General features: G+C 66.5%; 19 protein-coding genes. 13 read left to right on the plus strand and 6 right to left on the minus strand.

Going from position 1 to position 25,248, the window contains the following annotated elements; translation table 11 throughout:
* Positions 1 to 12 precede the first annotated feature (12 nt).
* The 3 genes from GOACH_RS18130 to GOACH_RS18140 form a co-directional block, all read right to left on the minus strand.
* A complete protein-coding gene (locus GOACH_RS18130) occupies positions 13 to 1,383 on the minus strand; it encodes an ABC1 kinase family protein (protein WP_005177944.1) in 1,371 nt (456 codons plus the stop codon).
* 88 nt (positions 1,384 to 1,471) lie between these two features.
* Complete coding sequence (locus GOACH_RS18135) at positions 1,472 to 1,828, minus strand: ArsR/SmtB family transcription factor (RefSeq protein WP_005177947.1); 357 nt, start codon at positions 1,826 to 1,828, stop codon at positions 1,472 to 1,474.
* A 34-nt stretch (positions 1,829 to 1,862) separates the two neighbouring features.
* Entirely contained in the window at positions 1,863 to 3,167 is a 1,305-nt protein-coding gene (locus tag GOACH_RS18140) for an MFS transporter (RefSeq protein WP_005177948.1), read from the minus strand.
* Between the two features lie 44 nt (positions 3,168 to 3,211).
* On the opposite strand from GOACH_RS18140, the gene GOACH_RS18145 reads away from it, so the two are divergent.
* The 6 genes from GOACH_RS18145 to GOACH_RS18170 all read left to right on the plus strand — a co-directional run bounded on the left by GOACH_RS18145 (position 3,212) and on the right by GOACH_RS18170 (position 11,009).
* Positions 3,212 to 5,329 (plus strand): heavy metal translocating P-type ATPase, encoded by a 2,118-nt coding sequence (locus GOACH_RS18145; protein WP_083859100.1) that lies wholly within the window; start codon positions 3,212 to 3,214, stop codon positions 5,327 to 5,329.
* A gap of 64 nt (positions 5,330 to 5,393) precedes the next feature.
* Positions 5,394 to 7,040 (plus strand): L-aspartate oxidase, encoded by a 1,647-nt coding sequence (gene nadB, locus GOACH_RS18150; RefSeq protein WP_005177950.1) that lies wholly within the window; start codon positions 5,394 to 5,396, stop codon positions 7,038 to 7,040.
* A 132-nt stretch (positions 7,041 to 7,172) separates the two neighbouring features.
* Positions 7,173 to 8,006 carry a hypothetical protein gene (locus tag GOACH_RS18155; RefSeq protein WP_005177951.1) on the plus strand — a complete coding sequence of 278 codons (834 nt, stop codon included), beginning with the start codon at positions 7,173 to 7,175 and terminating at the stop codon, positions 8,004 to 8,006.
* Between the two features lie 143 nt (positions 8,007 to 8,149).
* A complete protein-coding gene (locus tag GOACH_RS18160; protein WP_005177954.1) occupies positions 8,150 to 8,482 on the plus strand; it encodes a metal-sensitive transcriptional regulator in 333 nt (110 codons plus the stop codon).
* A 60-nt stretch (positions 8,483 to 8,542) separates the two neighbouring features.
* Positions 8,543 to 8,746 carry a heavy-metal-associated domain-containing protein gene (locus GOACH_RS18165; RefSeq protein ID WP_005177956.1) on the plus strand — a complete coding sequence of 68 codons (204 nt, stop codon included), beginning with the start codon at positions 8,543 to 8,545 and terminating at the stop codon, positions 8,744 to 8,746.
* Between the two features lies 1 nt (position 8,747).
* The gene (locus tag GOACH_RS18170; protein ID WP_005177957.1) at positions 8,748 to 11,009 is read left to right on the plus strand and encodes a heavy metal translocating P-type ATPase; all 2,262 of its coding nucleotides are present in this window, start codon (positions 8,748 to 8,750) and stop codon (positions 11,007 to 11,009) included.
* A 25-nt stretch (positions 11,010 to 11,034) separates the two neighbouring features.
* Here GOACH_RS18170 and GOACH_RS18175 read toward each other — a convergent pair whose 3' ends face one another.
* Entirely contained in the window at positions 11,035 to 12,507 is a 1,473-nt protein-coding gene (locus tag GOACH_RS18175) for an FAD-binding protein (protein WP_005177959.1), read from the minus strand.
* 70 nt (positions 12,508 to 12,577) lie between these two features.
* On the opposite strand from GOACH_RS18175, the gene GOACH_RS18180 reads away from it, so the two are divergent.
* The 7 genes from GOACH_RS18180 (at position 12,578) to GOACH_RS18210 (ending at position 23,582) form a co-directional block, all read left to right on the plus strand.
* Positions 12,578 to 14,152, plus strand: coding sequence for a molybdopterin-dependent oxidoreductase (locus tag GOACH_RS18180; protein WP_005177961.1), 1,575 nt, complete (start codon positions 12,578 to 12,580; stop codon positions 14,150 to 14,152).
* 70 nt (positions 14,153 to 14,222) lie between these two features.
* The gene (locus tag GOACH_RS18185) at positions 14,223 to 15,695 is read left to right on the plus strand and encodes a PE-PPE domain-containing protein (RefSeq protein ID WP_083859101.1); all 1,473 of its coding nucleotides are present in this window, start codon (positions 14,223 to 14,225) and stop codon (positions 15,693 to 15,695) included.
* Positions 15,696 to 15,991: 296 nt separating this feature from the next.
* The gene (locus GOACH_RS18190; protein WP_005177964.1) at positions 15,992 to 17,089 is read left to right on the plus strand and encodes a Re/Si-specific NAD(P)(+) transhydrogenase subunit alpha; all 1,098 of its coding nucleotides are present in this window, start codon (positions 15,992 to 15,994) and stop codon (positions 17,087 to 17,089) included.
* Positions 17,089 to 17,394 carry an NAD(P) transhydrogenase subunit alpha part 2 gene (locus GOACH_RS18195; protein ID WP_005177965.1) on the plus strand — a complete coding sequence of 102 codons (306 nt, stop codon included), beginning with the start codon at positions 17,089 to 17,091 and terminating at the stop codon, positions 17,392 to 17,394. The genes GOACH_RS18190 and GOACH_RS18195 overlap by 1 nt, the downstream gene beginning before the upstream one ends.
* A complete protein-coding gene (locus GOACH_RS18200; protein WP_005177968.1) occupies positions 17,391 to 18,908 on the plus strand; it encodes an NAD(P)(+) transhydrogenase (Re/Si-specific) subunit beta in 1,518 nt (505 codons plus the stop codon). Before GOACH_RS18195 ends, GOACH_RS18200 begins: the two co-directional genes overlap by 4 nt.
* 68 nt (positions 18,909 to 18,976) lie before the next feature.
* On the plus strand, positions 18,977 to 21,121 hold the full coding sequence (locus tag GOACH_RS18205; protein WP_005177969.1) for a phosphoinositide-specific phospholipase C-related protein: 2,145 nt from the start codon (positions 18,977 to 18,979) through the stop codon (positions 21,119 to 21,121).
* A gap of 187 nt (positions 21,122 to 21,308) precedes the next feature.
* Positions 21,309 to 23,582 carry a SulP family inorganic anion transporter gene (locus GOACH_RS18210; protein WP_005177970.1) on the plus strand — a complete coding sequence of 758 codons (2,274 nt, stop codon included), beginning with the start codon at positions 21,309 to 21,311 and terminating at the stop codon, positions 23,580 to 23,582.
* Positions 23,583 to 23,589: 7 nt separating this feature from the next.
* On the opposite strand, the gene GOACH_RS18215 is transcribed toward GOACH_RS18210, so the two are convergent.
* Both GOACH_RS18215 and GOACH_RS18220 read right to left on the minus strand, forming a co-directional pair.
* Entirely contained in the window at positions 23,590 to 24,330 is a 741-nt protein-coding gene (locus GOACH_RS18215) for a metallophosphoesterase (protein ID WP_005177971.1), read from the minus strand.
* A gap of 118 nt (positions 24,331 to 24,448) precedes the next feature.
* Entirely contained in the window at positions 24,449 to 25,231 is a 783-nt protein-coding gene (locus tag GOACH_RS18220; protein WP_005177972.1) for a dienelactone hydrolase family protein, read from the minus strand.
* Positions 25,232 to 25,248 lie beyond the last annotated feature (17 nt).

Raw genomic sequence — 25,248 nt, forward strand, 5'->3', positions numbered from 1 at the left:
GGTCCCCGGGTATCAGCCCATGCCGGTGCGATCGGCACGCCGGTCGCGTTCGGCTTCTTTCATGATTCCGGCCATGTAGCCGTAGATCTCCGCGTCCGCCATCGCCTTCCAGCGCGGTGCCAGCAGCTTCATGTACTTCTCGACATACAGCAGTTGCTTGCCGACGAGCACCAGTTCACGCGGCAGTCGGGCGTCGTGAGCTCGTGCGACGGCAGCGAGCTGGCGCCCGAGGTCGGTGTAGCTCATGTCGCCGAGGTCCGTGGCCGACAGCGGCATGGTCACCTTCTGGATGTCGGCACCTCCCTGGACGGTGGAACCGGGTTTACGCACGGCTCCGAGAAGGAAGATGGCGCGGCCCGCGGACTCGTAGTCGTTGCGGACGATCAGGTCGACGACGAGCTGGCGCAGGATGCGGCGCGTGCGCGGAGTGAAGCGGCCGACGATGCCGAAGTCGAGCAGTACCAGCCGCCCCTGGTCGTCGACGAGGACGTTGCCTGCGTGCAGATCGCCGTGGAACAGGCCGCCGTGGAATGCGGATTCGAGTAGCGACAGCAACAGATTTCGACACAGCGCCACCCCGTCATGGCCTGCGGCGCGGACCGCGGCGGCGTCGTCGATGCGGGTGGCGTAGATGCGTTCCATGGTCATCACGCGCGCGGTGGTCAGCTCGTCGTACACGCGGGGAACGCGGACGCGGTCGCCGAACTGCCCGGGCTCGAGACATGCGTACCACTCGCGCATGGCGTCGGCCTCGTTGCGGAAGTCGAGCTCGGCGTCGAGTCCGTCGGCGAAGTCCTCGACGACGTGCCGCGCCGACAGCATCCGTCCGTACTCCGAGATCTCGGCCAGGCCTGCGAGACGTTCCAGGATCGCCACGTCGGGCGCGAGGCGTTCGGCGATGCCCGGGCGTTGGATCTTGACGACGACCTCCTCACCGCTGTGCAGCGTCGCGGTGTGCACCTGGGCGATGGATGCCGACGCGATCGGAACGGGGTCGAACTCAGCGAATACCTCGTCGGGCGTGCTGCCGATCTCGTCGATGAAGACCTGTCGGATCGCGGCGGGATCGGCGGGTGGAACCCGATCGAGCAGTGATTCGAACTCGCCGGCCAACGTCTCGGTGAAGACTCCGGGACTCGACGCGATGAGCTGGCCGAGCTTCACATAGGTGGGTCCGAGGTGCTCGAATGTCGCCCGCACCTCGGCAGCGGCGCGCTTGCCGCTCGGTGCGCGCAGATGCGCTGCGTCGACGGCTGTATGGAGAAGGAACCGTCCGACGCCGAGCGTGGCCTGGGCCGTGGTCACCCCGAGACGGGTGATCTCGGCGATGGAGGATGCCGGGCGCAGACGTGCGCGACGGGCATCGTCGACTGTGCTGTTCATCGTCCCCCTGTCCATCGCGCCCAGTGTAGGAGGTCGGCGCGCGAATCGGACATGGCATGTGCGGCCGGCAGGTGGCGCGTGCGTTGTGTCAGCGGTGCTCCGGCTCGCCGGAAACACGGTGGTCGGCATGGCTGAGCGCTTCTGCGATCACTCTGCCGACGTGGCCGTCGCGCAGCCGGTAGATGATTCGACGCCCCTCGCGTCTGGTGTCGACGAGTCCGGTGAAGCGCAGCTTTGCCAGATGCTGGCTGACCGCGGTGCGCGAAGCTCCGACGGCGTCGGTCAGGGCGGTGACGTCACGCTCGTCGTCGCGCAACAACCACAGAATGTGCAGGCGAGTGGGATCGGAGAGCATGGTGAACAGTGCTGTCGCGGTGCTGAGGAGTTCCGGATCGGGACTGACCCGGTGCTCGAGGCTCGGGGCAGGGGTGGCTGCCTGTTTCATCGGCGGTGATCACCGTTCGTCTGCTGGCGGTTACTCAGTTCATCGTAGGTGAGATCCGCGGATGCATTCGTACGTTCGGGGCGCCGGTGGCGGCCGGCGCGGCCCGCCAACCCAGCGCTGCTCCGGCGAGTCCGAGCAGCGCGAGCGCCGCCAACACGAGCGCACAGACGGTGCCGCCGGTGGTCGAGGTGCCGAGTCCGGCGAGCGGATAGGTCACCAGGAATGCTGCGTGCGACATGGAGAACTGTGCGGTGAAGATGTCGTCGCGGTCGGCGTCCGTACTGTGATCGCGCAGCAGGCGTGCCGTGCCGGTCGAGATGATCGACGTCGCGGCGCCGAGGATCGCCCACAGGACGAGTAACGCGATGTACGACGGTGTGTGTAGCCAGACAGCGATGCCGCCGGTGCCGATGACACAGACGGCCGCGCAGATCAGCAGCGGTCTCGAGAGTCCGAAGCGTCGGAAGATCCATGGTCCGCCGAGTGCGGCGGCGATCGATCCCCCTCCGAACGCGGCGAGGGCCAGCGCGACCGACGAGGGGGAGTGACCGAGATCGGCGCGCACGAAGACCACCGTTCCCACGATTACCAGCGAGGTGCTGGCGGCGACGGCGATGTTGATCCACAACAGACCGCGAAGCGGGGCGCGGGCCGCCATGATCCTGCACCCTGCGAGCGTCCGGTGGACGAAGCCCTCGTGGTCGGTGGAGTCCGCGACACCGTCACGGCTCGTCGCGCTGATCCCGCGGCCGCACGACACGACGAGTGCCGCCGACGCCGCGAAGCCTGCTGCGGTGCCGGTGAACAGCGTCGAGTAGGACACGACGGCCAGTAGCGCCGCTGCGAACAGCGGGCTGCCGATGGATTCGAGGTCGTAGGCGATTCTCGACGCCGCGATGGCCGACGAGTAGTCGTCCTGGTCGTCGACCACGCGTGCGACAGTTGCGGAGAAGGTGGGGGTGAAGGTCGCCGAAGCGGTCTGCAGCGCGAATACCAGCAGGTAGATCTGCCAGACGTGACCGACCACCGGCAGGCAGCAGGCCATGCCGACCCGCACCAGGTCTGCGCCGACGAGTACCCGCACAGTGGGAACTCCGGCGAGGAGTGTGCGCATGACCGGAGCCATCACCACGTAGGCGATCATCTTCACCGCGAGCGCTGTTCCGAGGACACGTCCGGCGTCGGGGCCCGAGAGCTCGTACGCGAGCAAGCCCAGTGCGACGGTGAGCAGACCGGTGCCCAGCAGCGACACCACCTGAGCGGCGTAAAGCCGACGGAACGTCGGGTAGCCGAATGCACGCACGTCCTGATCGTAATCTATATGTGCGCAGCTGCGCACATATAGACCTGGTCTTGCATACCCTAGGGGGGTATAAAGGTCGTATGGACGAGCACAGGCACGTAACCGCGGACGTTCACGCCGAACATCGGGGCGGGGACCACGGGAACCACGACCACATGGGCCAGGGTTCTACGGACCACGGTTCGATGGACCACGGTTCGATGGGGCACGGGTCGCACGGGCACATGGACCACGTCGCGATGTTCCGGCGGCTGTTCTGGATCATGTGCGTGATCGCGATCCCGGTGGTGTTCGCGTCGCCGATGTTCGGGTCGATCGTCGGCTACACCGTTCCTGACAACTGGGTGCGTTGGATCTCACCGGTGCTCGGCACCCTGATGTATGTGTGGGGCGGACGGCCGTTCCTGACCGGTGCGGTAAGCGAATTGCGCTCGCGCACACCGGGGATGATGACTCTCATCGCACTCGCGATCACCGTGGCGTTCGTCGCGTCGTGGGGTGCATCGCTACATCTTCTGCCCCACGATCTCGACTTCTGGTGGGAACTCGCGCTTCTCATCGTCATCATGCTCCTCGGTCACTGGATCGAGATGCGGTCGATCGCACAGACCACGTCGGCGCTTGATTCTCTCGCGAGCCTGATGCCCGACGAGGCCGAACGCATTGTCGGAGAGGGTCGCTCGGAACACATCGAATCCGTGGCGCCCTCGGCGCTGGCCACCGGCGATGTGGTGATCGTGCGACCCGGCGGTCGCGTTCCCGCCGACGGCGTGATCATCGAGGGCACAGCAGAATTCGATGAGTCGATGATCACCGGGGAATCCGATCTCGTCAGCCGCGACGTCGGCGACAAGGTGGTCGCGGGAACTGTCACCGCCGACTCCGCGATCAAGGTGCGCGTGCGGGCCGTCGGCGACGACACGACGCTGGCGGGCATCCAGCGACTGGTGGCGCAGGCACAGAACTCGACGTCGCGGGCACAGCGACTCGCCGACCGCGCCGCAGGGTGGCTCTTCTGGTTCGCGTTGGGCGCCGCGGTACTGACGGCTGTCATCTGGACGGCGATCGGGCAACCCGAGGACGCGGTCATCCGCACGATCACCGTGCTGGTCATCGCGTGCCCGCACGCACTCGGCCTGGCGATTCCCCTGGTGGTGTCGATCGCGACCGAGCGCGCAGCCCGGATGGGTGTGCTGGTGACCAACCGGATCGCGCTCGAAACGCTGCGTCAGGTCGACGTTGTGTGTTTCGACAAGACCGGAACCCTCACGCGCGGACGGCCGGAGGTGACCGACATCGTTGTGCGCGAAGGGCATTCGAAGGACGAGGTTCTCCGACTCGCCGCATCGGCCGAAATGCCCAGCGAGCATCCGCTCGCCCGAGCCATCGTACGATCCGCGCAGGACAAGGGCATCGAGCCGTCGCCGTCCACGGACTTCAGTACGCATGCCGCCACGGGGGTGCATGCCGTCGTCGACGGGCGCTCGGTGTCGGTCGGTGGCCCCCGGCTCGTCCAGGACGCCGCCGTTCCGGACGATCTCGGGGCAGCCGCGAGTGATCTGCGGGGAAACACGGTGCTGTACGTGATGATCGACGACGAGGTCGTGGGTGTGATCGCGCTCGCCGACGAGCCGCGGCCGGAATCGGCACAGGCGGTCGCCGATCTCCGTGAACGGGGCATCGAGTCGGTGATGATCACCGGCGATGCCCGCGACGTGGCCGAGCGGGTGGCCAAGGCCGTCGGTATCACTCAGGTGCACGCGCAGGTGCGCCCCGAGGACAAGGAGCAGATCGTTTCCAACCTGCAGAAGCAGGGTCATACCGTGGCCTTCGTCGGTGACGGCGTCAACGACGCCCCCGCCCTCGCGCGCGCAGACGTCGGCATTGCGATCGGTGCGGGTACCGATGTCGCGATCGGATCGGCAGGAGTTGTCCTCGCGGGCGACGACCCGCGGACCGTCGTGTCGGCGATCGAGCTGTCACGCAAGGCCTATCGCAAGATGAAGCAGAACCTCTGGTGGGCAGCTGGATACAACCTGATCTCGGTACCCCTCGCCGCGGGCATCCTCGCGCCGATCGGGTTCGTTCTCCCGATGGCGGTCGGAGCGCTGCTGATGTCGTTGTCGACGATCATCGTCGCGCTCAACGCGCAATTGTTGCGTCGGGCAGATCTTCACGAACCCCGAACGTCGGCGTAGTCTCCGAGATGAGGTTTTCGACTCCGGGTCGAAAACATGCGCTCGGGCGACGAAAGGGCAGCACATGGGGCTCGATCTGGCATACGCCGACCTTGTCGTGGTCGGGGCAGGCGTCGCGGGTCTGACCGCGGCCCTACACGCCGCCGAGAGCGGACTGCGCGTGGTGATCTGCAACAAGGGCGATGGTCACCGCCCTGAGTCCGCTAGCTCCGGCGAGCACAGCACGTCGACGTATTACGCGCAGGGCGGCGTCGCCGTCGTTGCACCCGACATTGCGGATGACAGCGTCGACCTCCATCTGCGCGACACGCTCACGGCGGGCGCGCACCTCGGTGACCCCGACATATCACGGGAGATCCTCGCCGACGGATGGGCTGCGGTGTCACGCCTGCTCGGCTGGGGAGCGCAGTTCGACCGCGACGCCGCAGGATCGCTCACTCGAACCCGCGAGGGCGGTCACAGCGTGCGACGGATCATCCACGCCGGTGGCGATGCGACGGGTGCGCAGATACAGCAGGCGCTCTCGGCGGCGGTGGCCGATGCGGGTACCCGCGGCGATGTGCGTGTCCTCGACGACTGCACGGTCACCCGCATCGTCGTTGTGAACGGGCGGGCGGTCGGCGTCGACTATCTCGGTGGGAAGGGACCCGGCACGGTGTACGCCCCGACGGTGCTGTTGGCGACGGGCGGAAGCGGGCACCTCTTCGCCGCGACCACCAATCCGTCCGGCGCGACCGCCGATGGCCTGGCGCTCGCCCTCCGCGCGGGCGCCGACGTGGCCGACCTCGAGTTCGTGCAGTTCCACCCGACCATGCTCTATACGCCCGGTGCCAGGGGGCGTCGAACGCTGATCACCGAGGCCATCCGCGGTGAGGGTGGACGTCTCGTCGACGTCGACGGGATGTCGGTCACCGCGGGTGTCCATCCGCTCGGCGACCTCGCTCCGCGCGACGTCGTCGCCAACGCCGTGACGGCGGCGATCGAACGCACCGGACATCCGTGTGTCTACCTCGACGTCGCGGCGATCGACGACTTCACGACCCGCTTCCCCACGGTCACCGCCGGGTTGCGTGCGGCGGGTCGCGACCCTGCCGACGCCCGAATCCCAGTCGTGCCGGGGGCGCACTACCAGTGCGGTGGTGTCGTGACCGATGCGTACGGCCGCACGACGGTTCCCGGGCTGCTCGCAGCCGGTGAACTCGCCCGCACCGGGCTGCACGGCGGCAACAGGCTGGCATCCAACTCGCTGCTCGAGGGGCTGGTGATGGGCGTGCGAACGGCCGATACCGCCGCCCGCGACCGGGTCGACCCTGCTGGTGAGGTGCGGATTGCCGATCGTCCGGCGGCCTTCGAACAGGTGCGGGTCGAGCAGGTTGTCGACCGGACAACGCTGCAGGATGCGATGTCGCGCTTCGTCGGATTGCGTCGCGACGCCGACGGACTCGCGCATGTCGCAGCCATGCTCGACGCCGCGGATCCGCGGGTGCTGGAGACGCGCCGCGACGTCGAGGACGCCGCGCTGACCCTTGCCGCACGGGCCGTCGTGACGGCCGCGGCTGCGCGAACCCGCTCGCGCGGGTGCCACGTGCGTACCGACGAACCGCGTACTGCCGCGGGTCCCGACGCCGAGCCGTCGCACCGCTTCCGGTTGGTCGACGGTGAGCTCTGCGCGGTCGGGGTAGAAGTGCCGGCGTTGACTTCCGTAGACTGACGCCGGGGAGTGGGACGGTCGACGCACCGGTGGCCGTGACGACGGTCGATCTGACTATCACGTGCCGTGTGATCGCGAGTAGCGTCGTCGCCACACGCAAGCTGCGCGTATTCAGTCCGATGGGAGGGCCGTATGGACGGCCAGGGTTGCTGGTCAACGGTTGTGTGCTCCGCGGAGGAACGTCGTGCGCTCGGTTTGAGCGGGTCCTCGGAGTGGCTGCTGCAATGCAGGTTGGCGGCCGGACACGCGGGTAATCACGCCAGCGATGCGAGTACGGCGCCGCGCAGCGACAGACGTCTCTGGCTCGAGTGGAATGACTTCGACGACCGCGCCCAATCGCTGATCGAGCGAAACCCGTGCCCCGTCCCGTCGCCCGAGGGTGCGCGGTGTGTCTTCTTCAACGGACACGGTGGTCCGCACTTCTATGCGCGGTCCAACGGACATGCACCCACCCCGCCACCCGGCACCAACGGGGTTCGACGAGCCGCCGCGCCCCCGCGTCCGGTGGGAATGCCCGAGTCCGATGCTCAGCACAGGGGTCCCTCGACCGGAGATCTACCGATCGCCGCCGGTAGCGCCGGTTCGCATCGACTCGACGATCCGCGCGAACACTCGGTGCGAGAGGCTTCCCCCGCTGCGCATTCGCTGCCCTCGCGCCCGATCGCCGGGCAGCCGCACTCGCAATCCCCGGTCGACGCAACCGCGCACGCCTACCGCGGCGGACGCCGCTCCACCAACGCCGAACCGCCCTCGACGCCCGTCTACCGGGCCAACCGGCATCAAGCCGTCGACGTGGCGGGTGCGCGATCGGTCGAGCCGCCGCCTCCGATATCCCGTGGACATGACCCGCTGCCTGCCGGTCGATCGGCGCCCCCAGCGCAAGCCGACCCGGTCAGTGACGCGCTGCGCGAGGTCGCTGCTGCGTTGTCGAAGCTCGCCGATGCGCTCAATCGCGCACGTTCCTGAGCCACCACGCTCCTGAGTCACCGCGCTCCTGAGCGACTCTGTCGCCTTGTACGAGTACGCGCTCCTCGTCTGAATACCATAGGGGGGTACCGTGTCGGATAGTTCTCTGGTATACCGGTAAGGGGTATACAAGGAGAGTGATCATGACAACCGACGCGACCGCCGACACGACCGCGGCTGGCACCGAGCACAGCGCGCACGGATACATCACGCGCAAGGACGACTACCTCAAGCGCCTCCGACGGATCGAGGGTCAGGCGCGTGGGCTGCAGCGCATGGTCGACGACGACGAGTACTGCATCGACATACTCACCCAGCTGTCGGCCATGACGAAAGCGCTGCAGGCCGTCGGGCTGGGGTTGCTCGAAGACCACATGAACCACTGCGTGGTCCACGCCGCGCAGGAGAGTGACGAGGCCGGACAAGCGAAGGTCGACGAGGCGATGGCCGCGATCACACGGCTCGTCAAGTCCTAACGACTTCCCATTCAGTGCAGATCCGATCACTGCGGATTCCATCGAGAAAGGTAGAAACACATGACCACGAGCACCTACACGGTTACGGGTATGACCTGCGGACACTGCGTCGCGTCGGTGCGCGAGGAGATCAGCGAGATCCCCGGCGTGAGCAATGTCGACGTGACTCTCGAGACCGGCGTCGTCGAGATCTCCAGTGACCGTGAACTCGGCCGCGATGAGGTTTCCGACGCCGTGTCCGAGGCCGGTTACGAGTTGGTCTGACATGTCTGCCACGTACACGACGCACGGTCAGGAACCGTCCACCGTCGTCGACCTCGATATCGTCGGCATGACGTGTGCGTCGTGTGCGAACCGCATCGAGCGCAAGCTCAACAAGCTCGACGGTGTGCATGCCACGGTCAACTTCGCCACCGAGCGTGCGACCGTCGACGGCACCGCCGACGTCGACGCTCTCATTGCGGCGGTGCGTGACGCCGGATACTCCGCCACGCCCGTCGGTCCGAAAAGCGAAGAGGAGTCCGATGATTCGGGATCGATGGCCGATTTACCGTCGAGCCCGGCAGCCGTCGAGCTGCGGGGTCTGCGTCAGCGTCTTGTCATCTCGGCGTTGCTGTCGATTCCGGTCATCATCCTCGCGATGGTGCCCGCATGGCAGTTCACCAACTGGCAGTGGCTGTCCTTGACGCTCGCAGCCCCCGTCATCATCTGGGGTGGCTTCCCGTTCCATCTGGCAGCCTGGCGAAATCTGCGCCACGGTGCGCTGACGATGGACACGTTGGTGTCGCTGGGTACCCTCGCCGCTTTCGGGTGGTCGTTGTACGCTCTGTTCTTCGGTATGGCCGGAATGCCCGGTATGACACACGGATTCGAGCTGCTGCCCGAGCGTGGAGCCGGGGCCTCGTTCATCTATCTGGAGGCGGCGGCAGGCGTCACCACATTCATCCTGGCGGGGCGCTATGCGGAAAAGCGCGCCAAAATCCGTGCTGGAGACGCACTTCGAGCGCTGATGGATCTCGGCGCAAAGGATGTCGTGATCCGACGCGCCGGCGCCGAGGTCAGGGTCCCGATCGGCGAGCTCGGCGTCGGCGACGAGTTCGTCGTCCGCCCGGGCGAGAAGATCGCCACAGACGGCGTGGTCGTCGACGGTGTCTCCGCGGTCGACATGTCCATGCTCACAGGCGAATCCGTGCCTGTCGAGGTGACTGTGGATGACGACGTCGTGGGCGCGACCATCAACACCAGTGGCCGGCTCGTGGTGCGTGCGACTCACGTCGGCTCCGACACCGCACTCGCGCAGATGGCCCGCATGGTCGAGGCCGCGCAAGCGGGCAAGGCGCAGGTGCAGCGTCTCGCCGACCGGATTTCGGGCGTGTTCGTCCCCGTCGTCATGCTGATATCGCTTGGCGCGCTCATCTTCTGGTGGGTCGACGGATCGGCGCTGACGGCGTTCACCGCGGCCGTGTCGGTGCTGATCATCGCGTGCCCGTGTGCTCTGGGGCTTGCGACACCGACGGCGCTCATGGTGGGTACCGGTCGTGGTGCGCAACTAGGAATCCTCTTGTCGGGTCCCGAGGTATTGGAGAAGACCCGCCGTGTCGACACCGTCGTCCTCGACAAGACTGGCACCGTGACCACGGGAGAAATGCGGGTCACCTCGGTGCACCCAGTCACCGGAACATCGTCCGACGAGGTGCTGATGCTCGCCGCAGCGGTGGAGAAGGGTTCCGAGCATCCCATCGGCCATGCGATCGTCGTTGCTGCGCAGGATCGTCCGATCCCCGAGGTCGACCGGTTCGACGCCACCCATGGAGTCGGAGTCTCGGGCCGGGTCGGGTCGAGTGACGTAGAGGTCAGCGGGCCAACACATCTCGATGTCGAACTCGACGCCGATGAGCGCGCCGCCGTCGACGCTGCCCAGGCTGCGGGTGCAACCCCGGTCGTCGTGCTGCGTGACGGCTCGGTGCTCGGCGTCATCGTCGTCTCGGACACGGTGAAACCCGATGCTCCCGAAGCCATCTCACGCATGAAGAAGGCCGGTCTGCGTCCGATTCTACTGACCGGGGACAATGCGGGTGCCGCTCGGCACGTCGCCGACGCCGTCGGCATCGACACGGTGATCTCCGATGTACGGCCAGAGGACAAGGTCGCCGAGGTTGTGCGGTTGCAGGAAGCCGGTGCGTCCGTTGCGATGGTTGGTGACGGCATCAACGATGCACCCGCTCTCGCGCAAGCCGATCTCGGTATCGCGATGGGTACCGGCACCGATGTCGCGATCGCGGCGAGCGACGTGACCGTCGTCGACGGCGACCTGAGCAAGGTGCTCGACGCGATCGGGTTGTCGCGTGCGACGCTGCGGACGATCAAGCAGAACCTGTTCTGGGCGTTCGGCTACAACGTCGCAGCGATCCCGCTCGCGGCCGCCGCGCTGCTCAACCCGATGATCGCAGGTGCCGCCATGGCGTTCTCTTCGGTGTTCGTCGTGCTGAACAGCCTGCGGCTGCGCCGGTTCTCACCGCGGCGGTAGGTCGCGAGGTCGTGCCGCGGGTGCTCTACTCGGCGGCAGCGCGGTGCGCGGCGTGCCGACCTGCACGGCGCCCGAAGTACGACCCCTCGCCGAGCTGAGTGCCGCTCGCGTAGCCCTTGCTGTCCTGGGCGATGTTCGCGGCACATGCGCCCGCCGCGTACAGCCCCGCGATCGCAGTACCGGTGTCGTCGAGCACCTCGCCGTCCACCGATGTCGCCATACCGCCGAGCGTGAACCCCGCGTACATGGCTTTGCCGAGGCTCATGTCGAAGACGGCCCACGGGCCATGATCCTGTGGCGCAAGATATTCGGGCGCCTTGTGAAAGTCCGGGTCCTCGCCGCGCGCGGCGTTGGCGTTGTAGCGATCGAGTGACGCCTGAAGGCGCCCTGTCGGAATGCCCAGCGCTTCTTCGGCTTCCGCGATTGTCTCGAAGCCGTCGACGAACGGCACCAGCGGCATGCGCGGCCGCTTCATGTGGTTCTCGTCGACGATGAGGTACGCCGTCGAGTCGGGTTGGTCGAGAACAAAACTCGATGTCCGCGAGTGATAGGAGTCCTCGGCGACGAACCGGTCGCCGTTCTTGTTCACCGCGATCCCGGTCAACAGGATGGCGGGCGGATACACCGGCGCGGTGCAGAACGCCTGGTCCATGTGCTTGAGGACGGCTCCTGCCGAGATGCCCATGCGCAGGCCGAGTCCGTCGTCGTAGGTGTTGCCGAGGACATAGGGCTTCTCCGCGAGCCACGGCACGTTCTCGGCGACCATGTCGGAGTTCATCACGAAACCGCCGGCGGCGATCACCACGGCCGACGCTTTGACCACACCGTCACCGGCGCCGGGACTGTGCCACGCGACTCCTGCGACGGTCCCGTCGTCGTCGGTGACGAGTCGTCGAGCGCCCGTCTCGTACCGCACCTCGACGCCGAGGTCGGCGAGACGCTTGACGAGTAGCTCGACGATCATCGCGGCACCGCCGGTGTCGCCGGGGACCGGGACCTTGTGGCCGCGCGGTGCCGGTACGGCGATGGTGTTGAACGGCCACACCTTCTCGTTGCCGGTGTACATCAGACCCTGCGTCTCGGGTTGGACGACGGCCTTCTCCGGGTAGTAGCTGCGCTCGAACTGGAACCCGAGTGCTTCGAGCCAGTCGAAGTGCTCAACGCTGTCGACGCAGTAGGCGTGGACCTTGTCGGGCTCGGGGTCGCTGGAGACCGCGGTGATGTAGCGCTCCATCTCCTCTGCGGAATCCTCGTGACCGGTGGCCTTCTGAACCGCCGTTCCGCCGCCCAGGTAGAAGTGTCCGCCTGCCAGCGCCGTGGTGCCGCCCGCCGCTGCCGCCCGTTCGAGCACCAACACGCGTGCCCCGTTTGACGCCGCCTCGACCGCTGCGCAGCCGCCCGCGATGCCCAAACCGATCACGACGACGTCGACCTCGTCGCTGAACCCGGTCACCGTGCCGAGAGGGAGGGTGTCGGGAATCTGTGTGCCGTCAGCCATGCGGACAGAGTAGACGACGAACTAGAACGTGTTCTAGTAGTTGGTGATCTCGCCTGAGGTATCAAGGAGTGTGTCCCTCGGACGAACCCTCACCAGATCTCGCGCCGACGACGAGCGCGCTCCGTCGGCCCACGATGGCCCTGCCGCACTCGCGGGGTTGATTGCCGTGGGTGCGGCGTTGGCGGTCGGTGAGTTGTGTGCGGTGCCGATATCGGAGAACAGTTCACCGTTCTTCGCGGTCGGCTCCACCGTCGTCGACCACACGCCGCAAACTGTCCGCGAGTGGGCAATCGGCACGTTCGGCACGTCGGACAAGACCGCACTGTTCACCGGGATGGCACTGATCATCGCAATCCTGGCAGCGGCGACCGGTGTGCTCGAGCGTCGTCGACCTCCACTCGGAAGCATCGTGATCGGGCTGTTTGCGGTACTCGGAATCGTGGCTGCACTCAACCGGTCCGGCGCGGACGGCGCCTTTGTCGTCCCGTCGCTGCTCTCGGGAGTGGTCGGCATCGGAGTGCTGCGCCTGCTTCTACGGCAACTCGACGCTGCGCCGACGTCGGTCGATGACGCGCGGTCCGGGGTGCCGCGACGATTCGTCCTGACCGCCGCGGGGATCGCCGTCGCCGCCGTCGCGGTGGGCGCCGTCGGCCGCAAACTGCTCGCCGACGCCGCGCGGACCGTTGCCGATCGTGCGGGAATCCGACTGCCCACACCTGCCTCGCCCGCGCCACCGATCCCGGCGGGCGTCGACATCAGTGTGCCGGGCGCGACGTCGTACATCACCGACTCCGCGTCGTTCTACCGCATCGACACCGCGCTCCAGGTACCCCAACTGACCACGACCGACTGGTCTCTGCGGGTGCACGGGCTCGTCGACGAGGAGTTCACGATCACCTGGGACGAGCTGCTCGCGATGCCCATGACCGAACGTGTGGTGACACTGACCTGTGTGTCCAACGAGGTGGGCGGCGACCTGATCGGCAACGCGCGCTGGCTCGGCGTACCGATGAAGACCATCCTCGAACGTGCCGGTGTGCGTCCCGGCGCCGACATGTTGCTCTCGACGAGCGCGGATGGCTGGACCGCGGGCACCCCGGTGTCGGCGATCACCGACAAGCGCGACGCACTGCTGGTCGTCGCCATGAACGGTGAGCCGCTGCCCATCGAACACGGTTTCCCGGTGCGACAGGTGATCCCGGGTCTCTACGGCTACGTGTCGGCGACCAAATGGGTGACCGACTGGGAGCTCACGCGCTTCTCCGACGCCCAGGCGTACTGGACGACGCGGGGCTGGTCGGCGCTCGGACCGATCAAACTCGCGTCGCGGATCGATCGTCCGGCGAGCGGCTCGGCCTCGCCCGGCGAGGTGATCATCGCCGGGACGGCGTGGGCCCAGCACACGGGCATTTCCGCGGTGCAGGTGCGCGTCGACGGCGGACCGTGGCAGGACGCGCAACTGGCGACCGAGTACAGCATCGACACCTGGCGTCAGTGGAAGTTCACCTGGCAGGCCGCACGCGGCGAGCACACCGTCGAGTGTCGCGCCGTCGACAAGAACGGCAGAGCGCAGGTGGAGGCCCACGCAGACCCGGTGCCCGACGGTGCGACCGGACTCGATTCGCGCACCTACACCGTCGGCTGACCGCGGCCGCCGCGCGCGTCGCCGAGGGCGGCGCTACCCTTCGACGCAGACGCGTGGAGGGTGGGAACGCATGCACAGGGTCGTCACGGCAGGGCTCGCGGTGTGCGCTGCGGCCACTCTGCTCCTGACGCCTGCCACGGCGGACGCAGCGACGACATCCGGATCGGTGTCGACATCGCGGTCGGTGGAGTTTCCGTCCTCCTGGTACGAGCCGTCCCCCATCCGCCAGAAGCCCACCTGGCTACCGGACAGCTTGGGCGAGAACGCGACGGTGATCCTCGTTCCCGGCACCAGCGACTTCACCCCCATCAGTGCATCGGACATCGGCGGCTCGGGTTCTCCGATGGGAGGCGACCAGTACGGACGAACTGTCGGTGTCGGATTCTACGACGCGCCAGGTGGCGGGGCGTCATACCGTCCGAAAGTCGTTGTCGTGCAGTACCCTGCCGCCTTCGGGATCGTGTTCGGCGACAAGGAGATCGACCTCACCGGCGAGGGGACGTACAACGGCTCGGTCGACATCGGCACCGCAGAAGGTGTTGCCGATGCCGAGCAGGCCTGGGCCGACCGCGGCGGATTGGGCACGATCATTCTCAACGGCTACTCGCAGAGCGGCCCGGTCGCGATGAACGTGGCATATCTACTGCACCAGAAGTACGCCTCAGGGGACCCCGACGCGATTCCGGACTCCGACATCGTGGTGGTCGTCGGCGCCGACTCTCGATTCCCGAACACCGGTATCGAGACGGTTGTCCCCAGCTTCGTCCCCGGCGCGTATACCAATGGCCCGCGCGACGAGTCCGGCACCGGTGACATTCGAGTGATCTCCTATTGCGTTCGTGGAGATTCGGTGTGCGGCTTGGGAAATCCACTCGTCCACCCCTTCGCCACCGCGTTCTACTTCCTGCCCGGTGCCACCATCCACGGGCAGAAGGGCAACCTGGTGAACCAGTACGAGGTGGCGTCCGCCAAGGAGGTCGGCAACACCACCTACGTCGTCCTCGACGGCGGCAACCCGTGGGGGATCTTCCTGCGCAGCCTGGGATTCGCCGTCCCGCCGGAGTTCGACGACGCGCTCGACGCCCTGGTGCCGGTGCCAGAACCCGGCGAGGCGTCGACCATCGCGGGAGTTCGGATTCCGACGCCGCGCGACATCCAGGTCGCGCTCGCAGACGCTCTGGGACTGCAGGTTCCGGTCACCGATCCCGATGCCCTTGCTGCGCAGGGTCGGACATGGCAGGCGCCGGATGCTGCCGGTGAATCGACGAGCGAGCCCGCCTCGAATGAGTCCCGTCCGCGCGCCGATGCGACGAGTGGTGCCCACGAGACCTTCGAGGACTACCTCGCAGGTGCCGGCGCAGGGAAGGACATGATAGGCAACGACGAGAGTGCGACCGTCCCGGAGAGCGACTCGACGTCGCCGCGAGCACACGACGGCTCGACGGGCGGCACGACTCGGCCCGCCACGGGAGCGCCGACCTCGACGCCCCAGACCGCAGCAACCCAGACCGCAGCGACCCCGAGCACTTCCGCCGCCCAGTAGTCGGACACCAGCCTGGACACCTGTCCACATGGTGTGGTTTCATGACCAGGTCAAGGAAAAGTGAGCAATTCAACGGCGTGATCTGCGTCTGTTGAGGTCATGCTATGTTCGTCGCACCGAATTTCGAGCGGGCGCGGCGTGCGGATGACCATCTCACTGACGAACGCGCCCCGATGAGGCGCCAGACGACAGTGGCCGGAGGAGTACACCCGCGGATCACCGTGCGCCCATACCCGTACAAGTTCCAGTACCCGTAGAAGACCCAGTACCCGTAAGCAGACAGAGAAGAAACAGACATGAGTGTGGGAGTCGTGCGCGAAACGGCCGAGGGGGAGCGTCGGGTGGCGCTCGTCCCGAAGGTCGTTGCGACGCTGGTAGGTAAGGGAGTGCCGGTCACCGTCGAATCGGGGGCAGGTGTCGAGGCATTGATCCCCGACGACGCATACGTCGAGGCGGGCGCGACGATCGGGGATCCGTACACGGCCGACGTCGTGCTTCGGGTGTCACCGCCGAGTGACGCCGAGATCGCGAGGCTGCGCAGCGGGCAGAAGCTCATCGGCTTCCTCGCGCCGCGCAACGCCGACACCAAGATCGGCGCGCTGAAGGACGCGGGTGTCGAGGCCTACGCGGTCGAGGCGATCCCGCGTATCTCGCGTGCGCAGGTCATGGATGCGTTGAGCTCGCAGGCCAACGTGAGCGGCTACAAGTCGGTCATCGTGGCCGCAGACAAGTCGACGCGATTCTTCCCGATGCTCACCACCGCCGCCGGCACCGTGAAGCCGGCAACCGTGCTGGTGCTCGGCGTCGGTGTCGCCGGTTTGCAGGCGCTGGCAACGGCCAAGCGTCTCGGCGCGCGCACCACGGGATACGACGTGCGGCCCGAGGTCGCCGAGCAGGTCCGTTCGGTCGGTGCGCAGTGGCTCGATCTCGGCATCGACGCCGCGGGCGAGGGCGGGTACGCCCGTGAGCTGACCGACGAGGAGCGCGCCAAGCAGCAGCAGGCGCTCGAGGACGCGATCAAGGGGTTCGATGTCGTCATCACCACTGCGCTCGTTCCGGGCCGTCCCGCCCCGCGCTTGGTCACCGCCGCCGCGGTCGAGGGCATGAAGCCCGGCAGCGTCGTGGTCGACCTGGCGGGAGAGACCGGTGGCAACTGTGAGCTGACCGAGCCCGGTCAGACCGTCGTCAAGCACGACGTCACCATCACCTCGCCGCTGAACCTGCCCGCGACCATGCCCGAGCATGCCAGCGAGCTCTACTCCAAGAATCTGCAGGCGCTGATCGAGTTGATGCTTGACGAGAACGGCGCGATCGCACCCGATTTCGACGACGAGGTCATCGCAGCAGCCTGCGTGACGGGGTCGCCGACCACCACTTCGGAGGTGAAGGCCTGATGTACACCGGTCTCATGGCGAACATCGCCATCCTGGTCCTCGCGGGTTTCGTTGGCTTCGCGGTCATCTCGAAGGTGCCCAATACGCTGCACACCCCGCTCATGTCCGGTACCAACGCCATTCACGGCATCGTCGTGCTGGGTGCGCTGGTGGTGCTGGGTTCTCTTCCGGCCGACGCCAATTGGGGCACCCGGATCATCGCGTTCGTCGCACTGATCTTCGGCACGCTCAACGTGGTCGGCGGCTTCCTGGTCACCGACCGCATGCTCGGAATGTTCAAGGGTAAGAAGGAGTCTGCCAAGTGAGTGCCATCCTCGCCTCGACGGTGCTGGCGAGTGAGTCGACCGGACAGGTCTCCGAAGGCCTGGGATACGGCGTCACGGCTCTCTACATCGTCTCCTTCTCTCTGTTCATCTACGGTCTGATGGGGCTGACCGGTCCCAAGACCGCGGTCCGCGGAAACTGGATCGCCGCAACCGGTATGGGCATCGCGATCATCGCGACGCTGCTCAGCGTCTACAACAACGCGGGCGACGCGGGCGTCCCGACGGTCAACTGGGTCCTGATCGCCATCGGTCTCGTCGTCGGTGTGGCGCTCGGTATCCCACCTGCGCTCAAGACCAAGATGACGGCGATGCCGCAGTTGGTTGCACTGTTCAACGGTGTGGGTGGCGGAACCGTTGCGCTCATCGCATGGGCCGAGTACATCGAGTACGACGGCTTCACGCAGGTGCCGCACGAGCCGAATGTCGCCGTCATCGTCGGATCGCTCTTCGCCGCGATCATCGGTTCGATCTCTTTCTGGGGATCGCTGGTGGCCTTTGCCAAGTTGCAGGAACTGCTCAACAAGAACCTCGAGAAGAAGCTGGTCGCCGCGGCCAAACTGTTCCAGCTCGCCAACGTCGTCCTCGCGATCGTCGCCGTCGCGGTGGCCGTGGTCATCGGAGTCAAGGCCAGCTCGACCAATGCGACCGGGTGGTACTGGATCGTCATCCTGCTTGTGGTCGCGGGACTGATGGGGCTGTTCGTGGTGTTCCCCATCGGCGGCGCCGACATGCCGGTGGTCATCTCGTTGCTCAACGCCCTCACCGGACTGTCCGCTGCCGCAGCGGGTCTCGCGCTGAACAACCAGGCGATGATCGTGGCAGGCATGATCGTCGGTGCGTCCGGTTCGATCCTGACGATGCTGATGGCCAAGGCGATGAACCGCTCCATCCCGGCGATCATCTTCGGATCCTTCGGTGGCGGCGACGCCGCTGCGGCGGGTGCTGCAGGCGCCGCGGGTGGCACGGTCAAGGCCACCTCGGCTGCCGACGCCGCGATCCAGATGGCATACGCCAACCAGGTCGTCGTCGTGCCGGGCTACGGTCTCGCCGTCGCTCAGGCCCAGCACACCGTCAAGGAGATGGCGGATCTGCTGGAGGACAAGGGTGTCGAGGTCAAGTACGCGATCCATCCCGTCGCAGGCCGCATGCCCGGTCACATGAACGTGCTGCTGGCCGAGGCCGACGTGCCGTATGACTCGATGAAGGAGATGGACGACATCAACGGCGAGTTCTCTCGCACCGACGTCACCATCGTCATCGGCGCCAACGACGTCACCAATCCCGCTGCGCGCAACGATCCGTCGTCGCCGATTCACGGTATGCCCATCCTCAACGTCGACCAGTCCCGGTCGGTCATCGTGCTCAAGCGTTCGATGAGTTCGGGATACGCCGGCATCGACAACCCGCTGTTCACCGCCGAGCAGACGTCGATGCTGTTCGGCGATGCCAAGAAGTCGGTGAGCGAGGTCATCGAGGAACTCAAGGCCCTATAGCGCTCGCATCGAGCACTTTCTGATTCTGTAGCAGCGGACGACACAACCTGTCGTCCGCTGCTACATCTATGTGGGTGACCGCCGAGAATTCGTGGACACGCGTGGCCGTCTCGCGTGCTGTGCTGGCGCTGGGTGTGTTGTGTCTGACTGCGGGGCTGCTCGCGGGGCTGGTCAATCGGGAGGTGGTCAACAGCGACCGGTTCGCCGGCCACGTCGACTCCATCCGTCAGGACCCGGCGGTCGCACGACAGCTCGGGCTGCTTGTGTCGGGCAAGATCATCTCGGCGTCGCCGGAGCTGATCGCGCTGCGCCCGCTGGTGGAGTCGATCTCGATCTCGGCGGTGTCGAGTCCCGCTGCCGCTCCCGCCGTCCGCTCGTTGACAGCGACGATGCATCGGGCGCTCACCACAGACGACGGGCGCCGTGCGGTACTGCGGCTCGCCGACCTCGGAGCGGTCACCGTGGCGGCGCTACGCACCGTGGCGCCCACCGCCGCTGCGCGGCTCCCCGACAACATGGACGTCACGCTCTCGCAGATCGGGGCCGGCGAATGGGATTGGGGCATCATCGCTTACGTCCACTGGGTGCGCGTGCTCTCGTGGTTGTTGCCCCTACTGGGGTTGCTGGCAATCCTGGCTGCGGCGTTCATCCGGCCGCCACCGGCCGAGGGGGCTGGCGCGGGCAGGGTTCGGGTGGTCGCCGCTACGTTCGGCGACGCAGTGATCTGGTCTGCAGTCGTGCTCGCGGCAATCGTGCTCGCGTGCACGATCATCGCCGCGTTCGTCTACACCGACACAGTGGGCGGCGCGGTCACGGTCGCGGTCTGGAACGAGGTCGACGGCAGGCTGTGGATCGTTGCGGTGGCGGGAGCGTTGATCGGCGTGGCGTTGCGGGCGGCGTCGAACCTCGTCGGGGCCGGCGTGCAGGGTGCCGACGCGGCGGACGAACGTTCTCGTGTCGGGTCCGTGCTGCGGCCGTCGACTCCGATGGGGATCGCGTTGCGCGGCGGCGTCATGGTGCTACTCGGTGTCCTGGGCGTCGTTCGGCCGCAGACACTGGTCACGGGTGCCGCAGTGCTGCTCGGGACGTTCGCGATCATCGCAGGCCTCGCCGAAGTGGTGAAAGCGGCACAACGTGCGTCGGGCGGTACGGCACGCCGGACGGTCGGCGGGCTGGTCGTGCCCGCGGTGGCGCTCGTGGGAGTGGTCGGGGTGGTGGTCACGTCGACCGTACTCGCGTGGCCGCAGCCGACGCCTGCGCTCAGTGCGCTCGCGACGAGAGACCCGAACGGCTGCAATGGCCACGTCGAGTTGTGCGACCGGCCGTACAACGCGATCGCCTATCCCGCGACGCACAACTCGATGTCGGCGCAGGACGGTGACCGCTGGTTCATCGCGGAGCAGCAAACCGGCGTCATGGGGCAACTCGACGACGGCATCCGGGTGTTTCTCATCGACAGCTGGTACGGCCAGATGTCCAACAAGCCGCCGATCATCGCCAACACCCAGGAGAGTCGGGCCAAGGCACTGGCCGCGGCGGAGGACCTCTACGGTGCGCAGACCGTGCGGAGTGCGTTGCGCCTTCGTGATGCGCTCAACCTGACCCCGGTGGGGCCGGTGAGACCGTATCTCTGTCACGAGCTCTGCGAACTGGGCTCGACAGAGTGGCTTCCGCTCATGGTCAAGGTGCGTGAGTGGATGGACCGCCATCCCCACGAGGTGGTCACCTTCTTCGTGCAGGACATGGTGATACCCGCCGATGTCGAGACACTGCTACGCGAGTCCGGGCTGTACGGCAGGCTCTACACCCCGACCATGGGCCAACCGTGGCCGACGCTTCGACAGATGATCGACTCCCGCCGCACTCTGGTGTGGTTACACGAGAACGTCGGCGGCGGCACGGAGCGGCCCTGGCTTCTCGACGGCAAGGAGTGGACACAGGACACGCCATACGAGTTCCACACCACCGGCGAGTTCAGCTGCGACTTCTATCGCGGATCGCACACGGCACCGCTGTTCCTGGTCAATCACTGGATGAGCAACTTCAGCACCAGGATTCGCGATGCAGGGGCGGCCAATCGTGAAGAGTTCTTGTTCAACCGTCTCGAGCAGTGTCGGAGCGAGAGACACATGATTCCCAACTATGTTGCGGTCGACAACTACCGGATCGGCGATCTGTTCGCCTCCGTCGATCGGCTCAACGGGGTGAGTTGAGGGGCAGCGCAGATCGGCGCTCGAAAAGTTGAACAGCGCAACCACTTTCGATGTCGACGTGAATCCGATCACACCCGAACCCAGACGGCAGTGGTTTCACAAGGCATTTCGCTCTGGGTGCAACTCTGACGTAACCCCCAATCTGTACTTTCAGGACATGGCAGCTACCCCGGCAGATTCTCGACGGATGGACACGGCCCGACCTACCCGCGACAGATGGCGTGACGTCGTCAAGTACGACGTGCCCGCATCCCTGGTCGTTTTTCTTGTGGCACTGCCGCTTTCGCTCGGGATCGCCGTTGCCTCCGGTGCCCCGGTCATGGCAGGTCTGATCGCGGCAGTGATCGGTGGCGTCGTTGCCGGTGCGATCGGGGGCAGCCCGCTCCAGGTGTCGGGCCCCGCGGCGGGACTCACCGTCGTCGTGGCCGAACTCGTCGCGAACTTCGGCTGGAAGGTGACGTGTGCGATCACCGTGGGAGCCGGACTGCTCCAGATCCTGTTCGGGGCGAGCCGTATCGCGACCGCCGCGTTGGGCATTGCGCCGGTCGTGGTCCACGCCATGCTGGCGGGTATCGGCATCACCATTGCGCTGCAACAGATCCACGTCCTCCTCGGCGGCACGTCGCAGAGCTCGGCACTGGCCAACATCACTGAACTGCCGCAACGACTCGGCGACATCAGTTGGTCCGACGCAGCGATCGGCGTCATCGTGATCGTGGTGATGCTGGGGTGGAAGTATCTTCCGGCGGGCGTGCGCAAGATCCCGGGACCGCTCGCGGCGATCGCGCTCGCGACCGTGGTGGCTGCGGCGGCCGGCCTCGACGTCGAGCGGGTCCGTCTCGACGGGAACTTCTTCGACTCCATCTCGCTTCCGCAACTGCCCCAGGGGGATTGGAGCGGATTCGTTCTCGGGGTGCTCACCGTCGCGCTGATCGCGAGCGTCGAGTCGCTGCTCTCCGCGGTCGCCGTCGACAAGATGCACGACGGGCCGCGCAGCAGGTTCAACCGCGAGCTCATCGGTCAGGGGAGCGCGAACATGGTATCGGGAGCACTGGGTGGGCTCCCGGTCACCGGGGTGATCGTCCGCAGCACCGCGAATGTCGCTGCAGGCGCACGCTCCCAGTGGTCGGCAGTGCTCCACGGTGTCTGGATCTTCGTCTTCGCCGTGTTCCTGACAGCGCTCGTCGAACAGATCCCACTCGCCGCGCTCGCAGGTCTGCTCGTGGTGATCGGCATGCAGCTTGTCAAGCTGGCGCACATGAAGACCGCACTGCGCACCGGCGACCTCTGGGTGTATGGCGTCACCGTTGTCAGCGTGGTCTTCCTGAATCTGCTCGAGGGCGTCGCCATCGGTCTCGCCCTGGCGGTGGCGCTGGTCCTCTGGCGGGTGATCCGTGTCGAGATCAGCGCACAGCCGTCGACGACCGGCGCACCGGGCGAATGGTTGATCGCGATCCGGGGTTCGCTGAGCTTTCTGTCCATCCCGCGCCTCAACAGCACGCTCGGTAAGGTGCCCGACGATGTCGGGGCGACACTGGAACTCGACGTCGATTTCGTCGACCACGCGGCATCGGAGATGATCTCCGACTGGGTTCGTGCGCGCGAGGCCGCGGGCAACGAGGTGACGGTGGTCGAACGTGGACGGGCCAGACTCGAGCACGCGCCACTCGCGCCGCCACGGCGGCATACCGGAGGCATCGTCGGCCTGACCCCGTGGCGCAGCCAGCGTATTCCCGTCGACGATGAGGCAGTTGCCGACGTACCGGCGCCACTGCGATCGATCATGGCGGGCGTGACCGACTACCACCGCGATCATGCCGACGTGCTGCGCGGACACCTGGAGGACGTCGTCGACTATCAGCAGCCGGACGCGTTCTTCCTGACGTGCGCTGACTCGCGCATCATGCCCAACATCATCACGTCGAGCGGTCCGGGCGATCTGTTCACCGTACGTAACGTCGGCAACCTCGTCGGCGGGCCCGACGGGGCAGCCGAATCGATCGAGGCGGCACTGGATTTCGCGATCAACGAGGTCGGCGTGACGGCTGTCGTCGTCTGCGGTCACTCGTCGTGCGGTGCGATGCGCGCGTTGCTCGACGAAGACCGCGGGCGGTCGAAGTCGACGTCCGGATCGCCGATTCGCTCGTGGCTGTCGCAGGCCGAACCGAGCCGAGCTGCTCTGGAACTCGGCCACCCTGCCGGAAGGTCAGCGGCGCGAATGGGTTTCAACGACGTCGACCAGTTGGCGGTGGTCAATGTGGCGAAGCAGGTGGAGATGCTCAGTCGAGATCGGTTGGCAGGCAGGGCCGCTGCGGAGGCGCGTTTGCGAATCATCGGACTGTACTTCGATATCCGTTCAGCACAGGTCTACGAGGTGACCCAGACCGGTATCCACCTCGCCGGAGTGGGGCACCACGTGAGCGGCATGCTCGAGCGCGAGTTCGCTGCCGACAACTCCTGACGAGCCCTCAGAACATCACCGAGCGAAAATGCGTAATCAGCCGACCGGCGTCGTCGAGAACATGGAAGGCGATGCCCGGCGGCTGACCACGATTGATGATGTCGCGGCCCTCGAACGGCAGGTTCAGCGTCGATGAGACGCCCGGCGCGACGCACAGTGGTCGGTCGGCGAATCGTGTCACCGCGGGTGTGTGGGCATGTCCGCACAGGAACGCGACGATATTCGGATGCTCGACGACCAGCGCGGCGAGCCGTCTTTCGCCGGTCTGCCGGATGCTGTCCATGAAGGGCATCTCCAGGGTCACGGGCGGGTGGTGGAATGCGACGAACACGGGGGTATCGGGTCCGTGCGCGCCGATCTCCGCCGACATCCACGCCAGCGTGTCGTCGTCGAGGCGACCATCATTGCGGCCGGGAATGGAGCTGTCGGCGACGATGAACAAGACGCCATCGATCAGTCGTGAGGAGTTGATCGGCGCTGACGACTCGGTCCCGAGGATGCCGGCGTTGAATGCGGTGCGCTCGTCGTGATTGCCCTCTGTGATGAGGATGGGGAGTGGGCTGTCGATGACGAGAGAGGCCTCGCGGTACTCGCTCGGACTGCCCTCGTCGGCAACGTCGCCGGTGATCAGCAGCGCGTTGATGCCTGCTGCGCGCGCGTTGATGTAGCTCAACGTCGATTCGATGCGGGCGCGATTGAATCGGGTGCCGTTGAAATGCAGGTCGCTGATGTGCGCGACAACGAACACAGGCTCTCCCAGGGGGTTGGACACCACTGAACATAGCCAAGACGGTCGGTGTTGGCGAAGTGAGGTCGTCGGGCGTGGCGAGGGACTCACTCACGGTGTCCCTATGACCGACGCCGTGTCAGTGCAGCGTGTGTGCGAACAGCTTGCGGAGCTGCGTGAAGTGGTATTCGGAGGCGTCGTGGTTGTAGACCGCGGTGTCGGCCATCGTGTAGCCGTGCTCGGCGCCGGGGTACACGGTGGCCGAGTGTGTGACCCCCGCGGTGATGAGTGCGTGCTCGAACTGTGCGACCGCTTCGCTGGGTAGGGAACGATCACGGTCGGCGTGCACGGCGAGTACCTGGGCGTCGACGCTCCCCAGACGCAGGTGGGGGCTGTCGGAGGACTGCGTGATCAGTCCGCCCGTGTGGAACATGCCGAGCGCGGCGACGTCGTCGGGGCGGATCGCGGCGGCCAGCAGTGCCAGTCTGCCGCCCATGCAGTACCCGGTGACGCCGATCGGGCCACTCGAGACACCGGGCATCGACCTCAGCGCGTCGATGTACGCGGACAGGTCGGGTTCGGCGAGGTCGTCGGTCAGTGCATGGACCCGCGGCATCGCCTCGGCGAAGAATGCGGCGCGCGTGTCGTCGTCGAGCAGGTCGTCGTCCGGTGACGTCTCGGCTGCGGTGCCCCAGCGATAGAACACATTGGGTACCAGGACGACATACCCCCACGAGGCGATGCGGTCGGCCATTCGTCGTGTCTGTCTGCGTAGCCCGATGGCGTCGATCACGAAGAGCACGCCGGGGTGATCGGCGTCGTCGTCGGGTCCTACGAGGTAGGCCTCGGCATCGCCGTCGGCGGCCGTCACGACGATGTCCTCGCCGTGCGTGGTGACGGGTGCGGCCTCGGTGTCGGTCATCGGTGGTGTCCTCTCAC

Source organism: Gordonia aichiensis NBRC 108223 (assembly GCF_000332975.1).
GTDB classification, from domain to species: domain Bacteria; phylum Actinomycetota; class Actinomycetes; order Mycobacteriales; family Mycobacteriaceae; genus Gordonia; species Gordonia aichiensis.

What these genes read in the sequence shown, in the direction of transcription:
- GOACH_RS18195 (WP_005177965.1), top strand. Translation starts at nt 17,089, where the DNA reads ATGTACACCGGTCTCATGGCGAACATCGCCATCCTGGTCCTCGCGGGT.
- GOACH_RS18175 (WP_005177959.1), bottom strand. Translation starts at nt 12,507, where the DNA reads ATGGCTGACGGCACACAGATTCCCGACACCCTCCCTCTCGGCACGGTG.
- GOACH_RS18160 (WP_005177954.1), top strand. Translation starts at nt 8,150, where the DNA reads ATGACAACCGACGCGACCGCCGACACGACCGCGGCTGGCACCGAGCAC.
- GOACH_RS18130 (WP_005177944.1), bottom strand. Translation starts at nt 1,383, where the DNA reads ATGAACAGCACAGTCGACGATGCCCGTCGCGCACGTCTGCGCCCGGCA.
- GOACH_RS18165 (WP_005177956.1), top strand. Translation starts at nt 8,543, where the DNA reads ATGACCACGAGCACCTACACGGTTACGGGTATGACCTGCGGACACTGC.
- GOACH_RS18170 (WP_005177957.1), top strand. Translation starts at nt 8,748, where the DNA reads ATGTCTGCCACGTACACGACGCACGGTCAGGAACCGTCCACCGTCGTC.
- GOACH_RS18205 (WP_005177969.1), top strand. Translation starts at nt 18,977, where the DNA reads ATGTGGGTGACCGCCGAGAATTCGTGGACACGCGTGGCCGTCTCGCGT.
- GOACH_RS18145 (WP_083859100.1), top strand. Translation starts at nt 3,212, where the DNA reads ATGGACGAGCACAGGCACGTAACCGCGGACGTTCACGCCGAACATCGG.
- GOACH_RS18220 (WP_005177972.1), bottom strand. Translation starts at nt 25,231, where the DNA reads ATGACCGACACCGAGGCCGCACCCGTCACCACGCACGGCGAGGACATC.
- GOACH_RS18155 (WP_005177951.1), top strand. Translation starts at nt 7,173, where the DNA reads ATGGACGGCCAGGGTTGCTGGTCAACGGTTGTGTGCTCCGCGGAGGAA.
- GOACH_RS18185 (WP_083859101.1), top strand. Translation starts at nt 14,223, where the DNA reads ATGCACAGGGTCGTCACGGCAGGGCTCGCGGTGTGCGCTGCGGCCACT.
- GOACH_RS18210 (WP_005177970.1), top strand. Translation starts at nt 21,309, where the DNA reads ATGGACACGGCCCGACCTACCCGCGACAGATGGCGTGACGTCGTCAAG.
- nadB (WP_005177950.1), top strand. Translation starts at nt 5,394, where the DNA reads ATGGGGCTCGATCTGGCATACGCCGACCTTGTCGTGGTCGGGGCAGGC.
- GOACH_RS18135 (WP_005177947.1), bottom strand. Translation starts at nt 1,828, where the DNA reads ATGAAACAGGCAGCCACCCCTGCCCCGAGCCTCGAGCACCGGGTCAGT.
- GOACH_RS18190 (WP_005177964.1), top strand. Translation starts at nt 15,992, where the DNA reads ATGAGTGTGGGAGTCGTGCGCGAAACGGCCGAGGGGGAGCGTCGGGTG.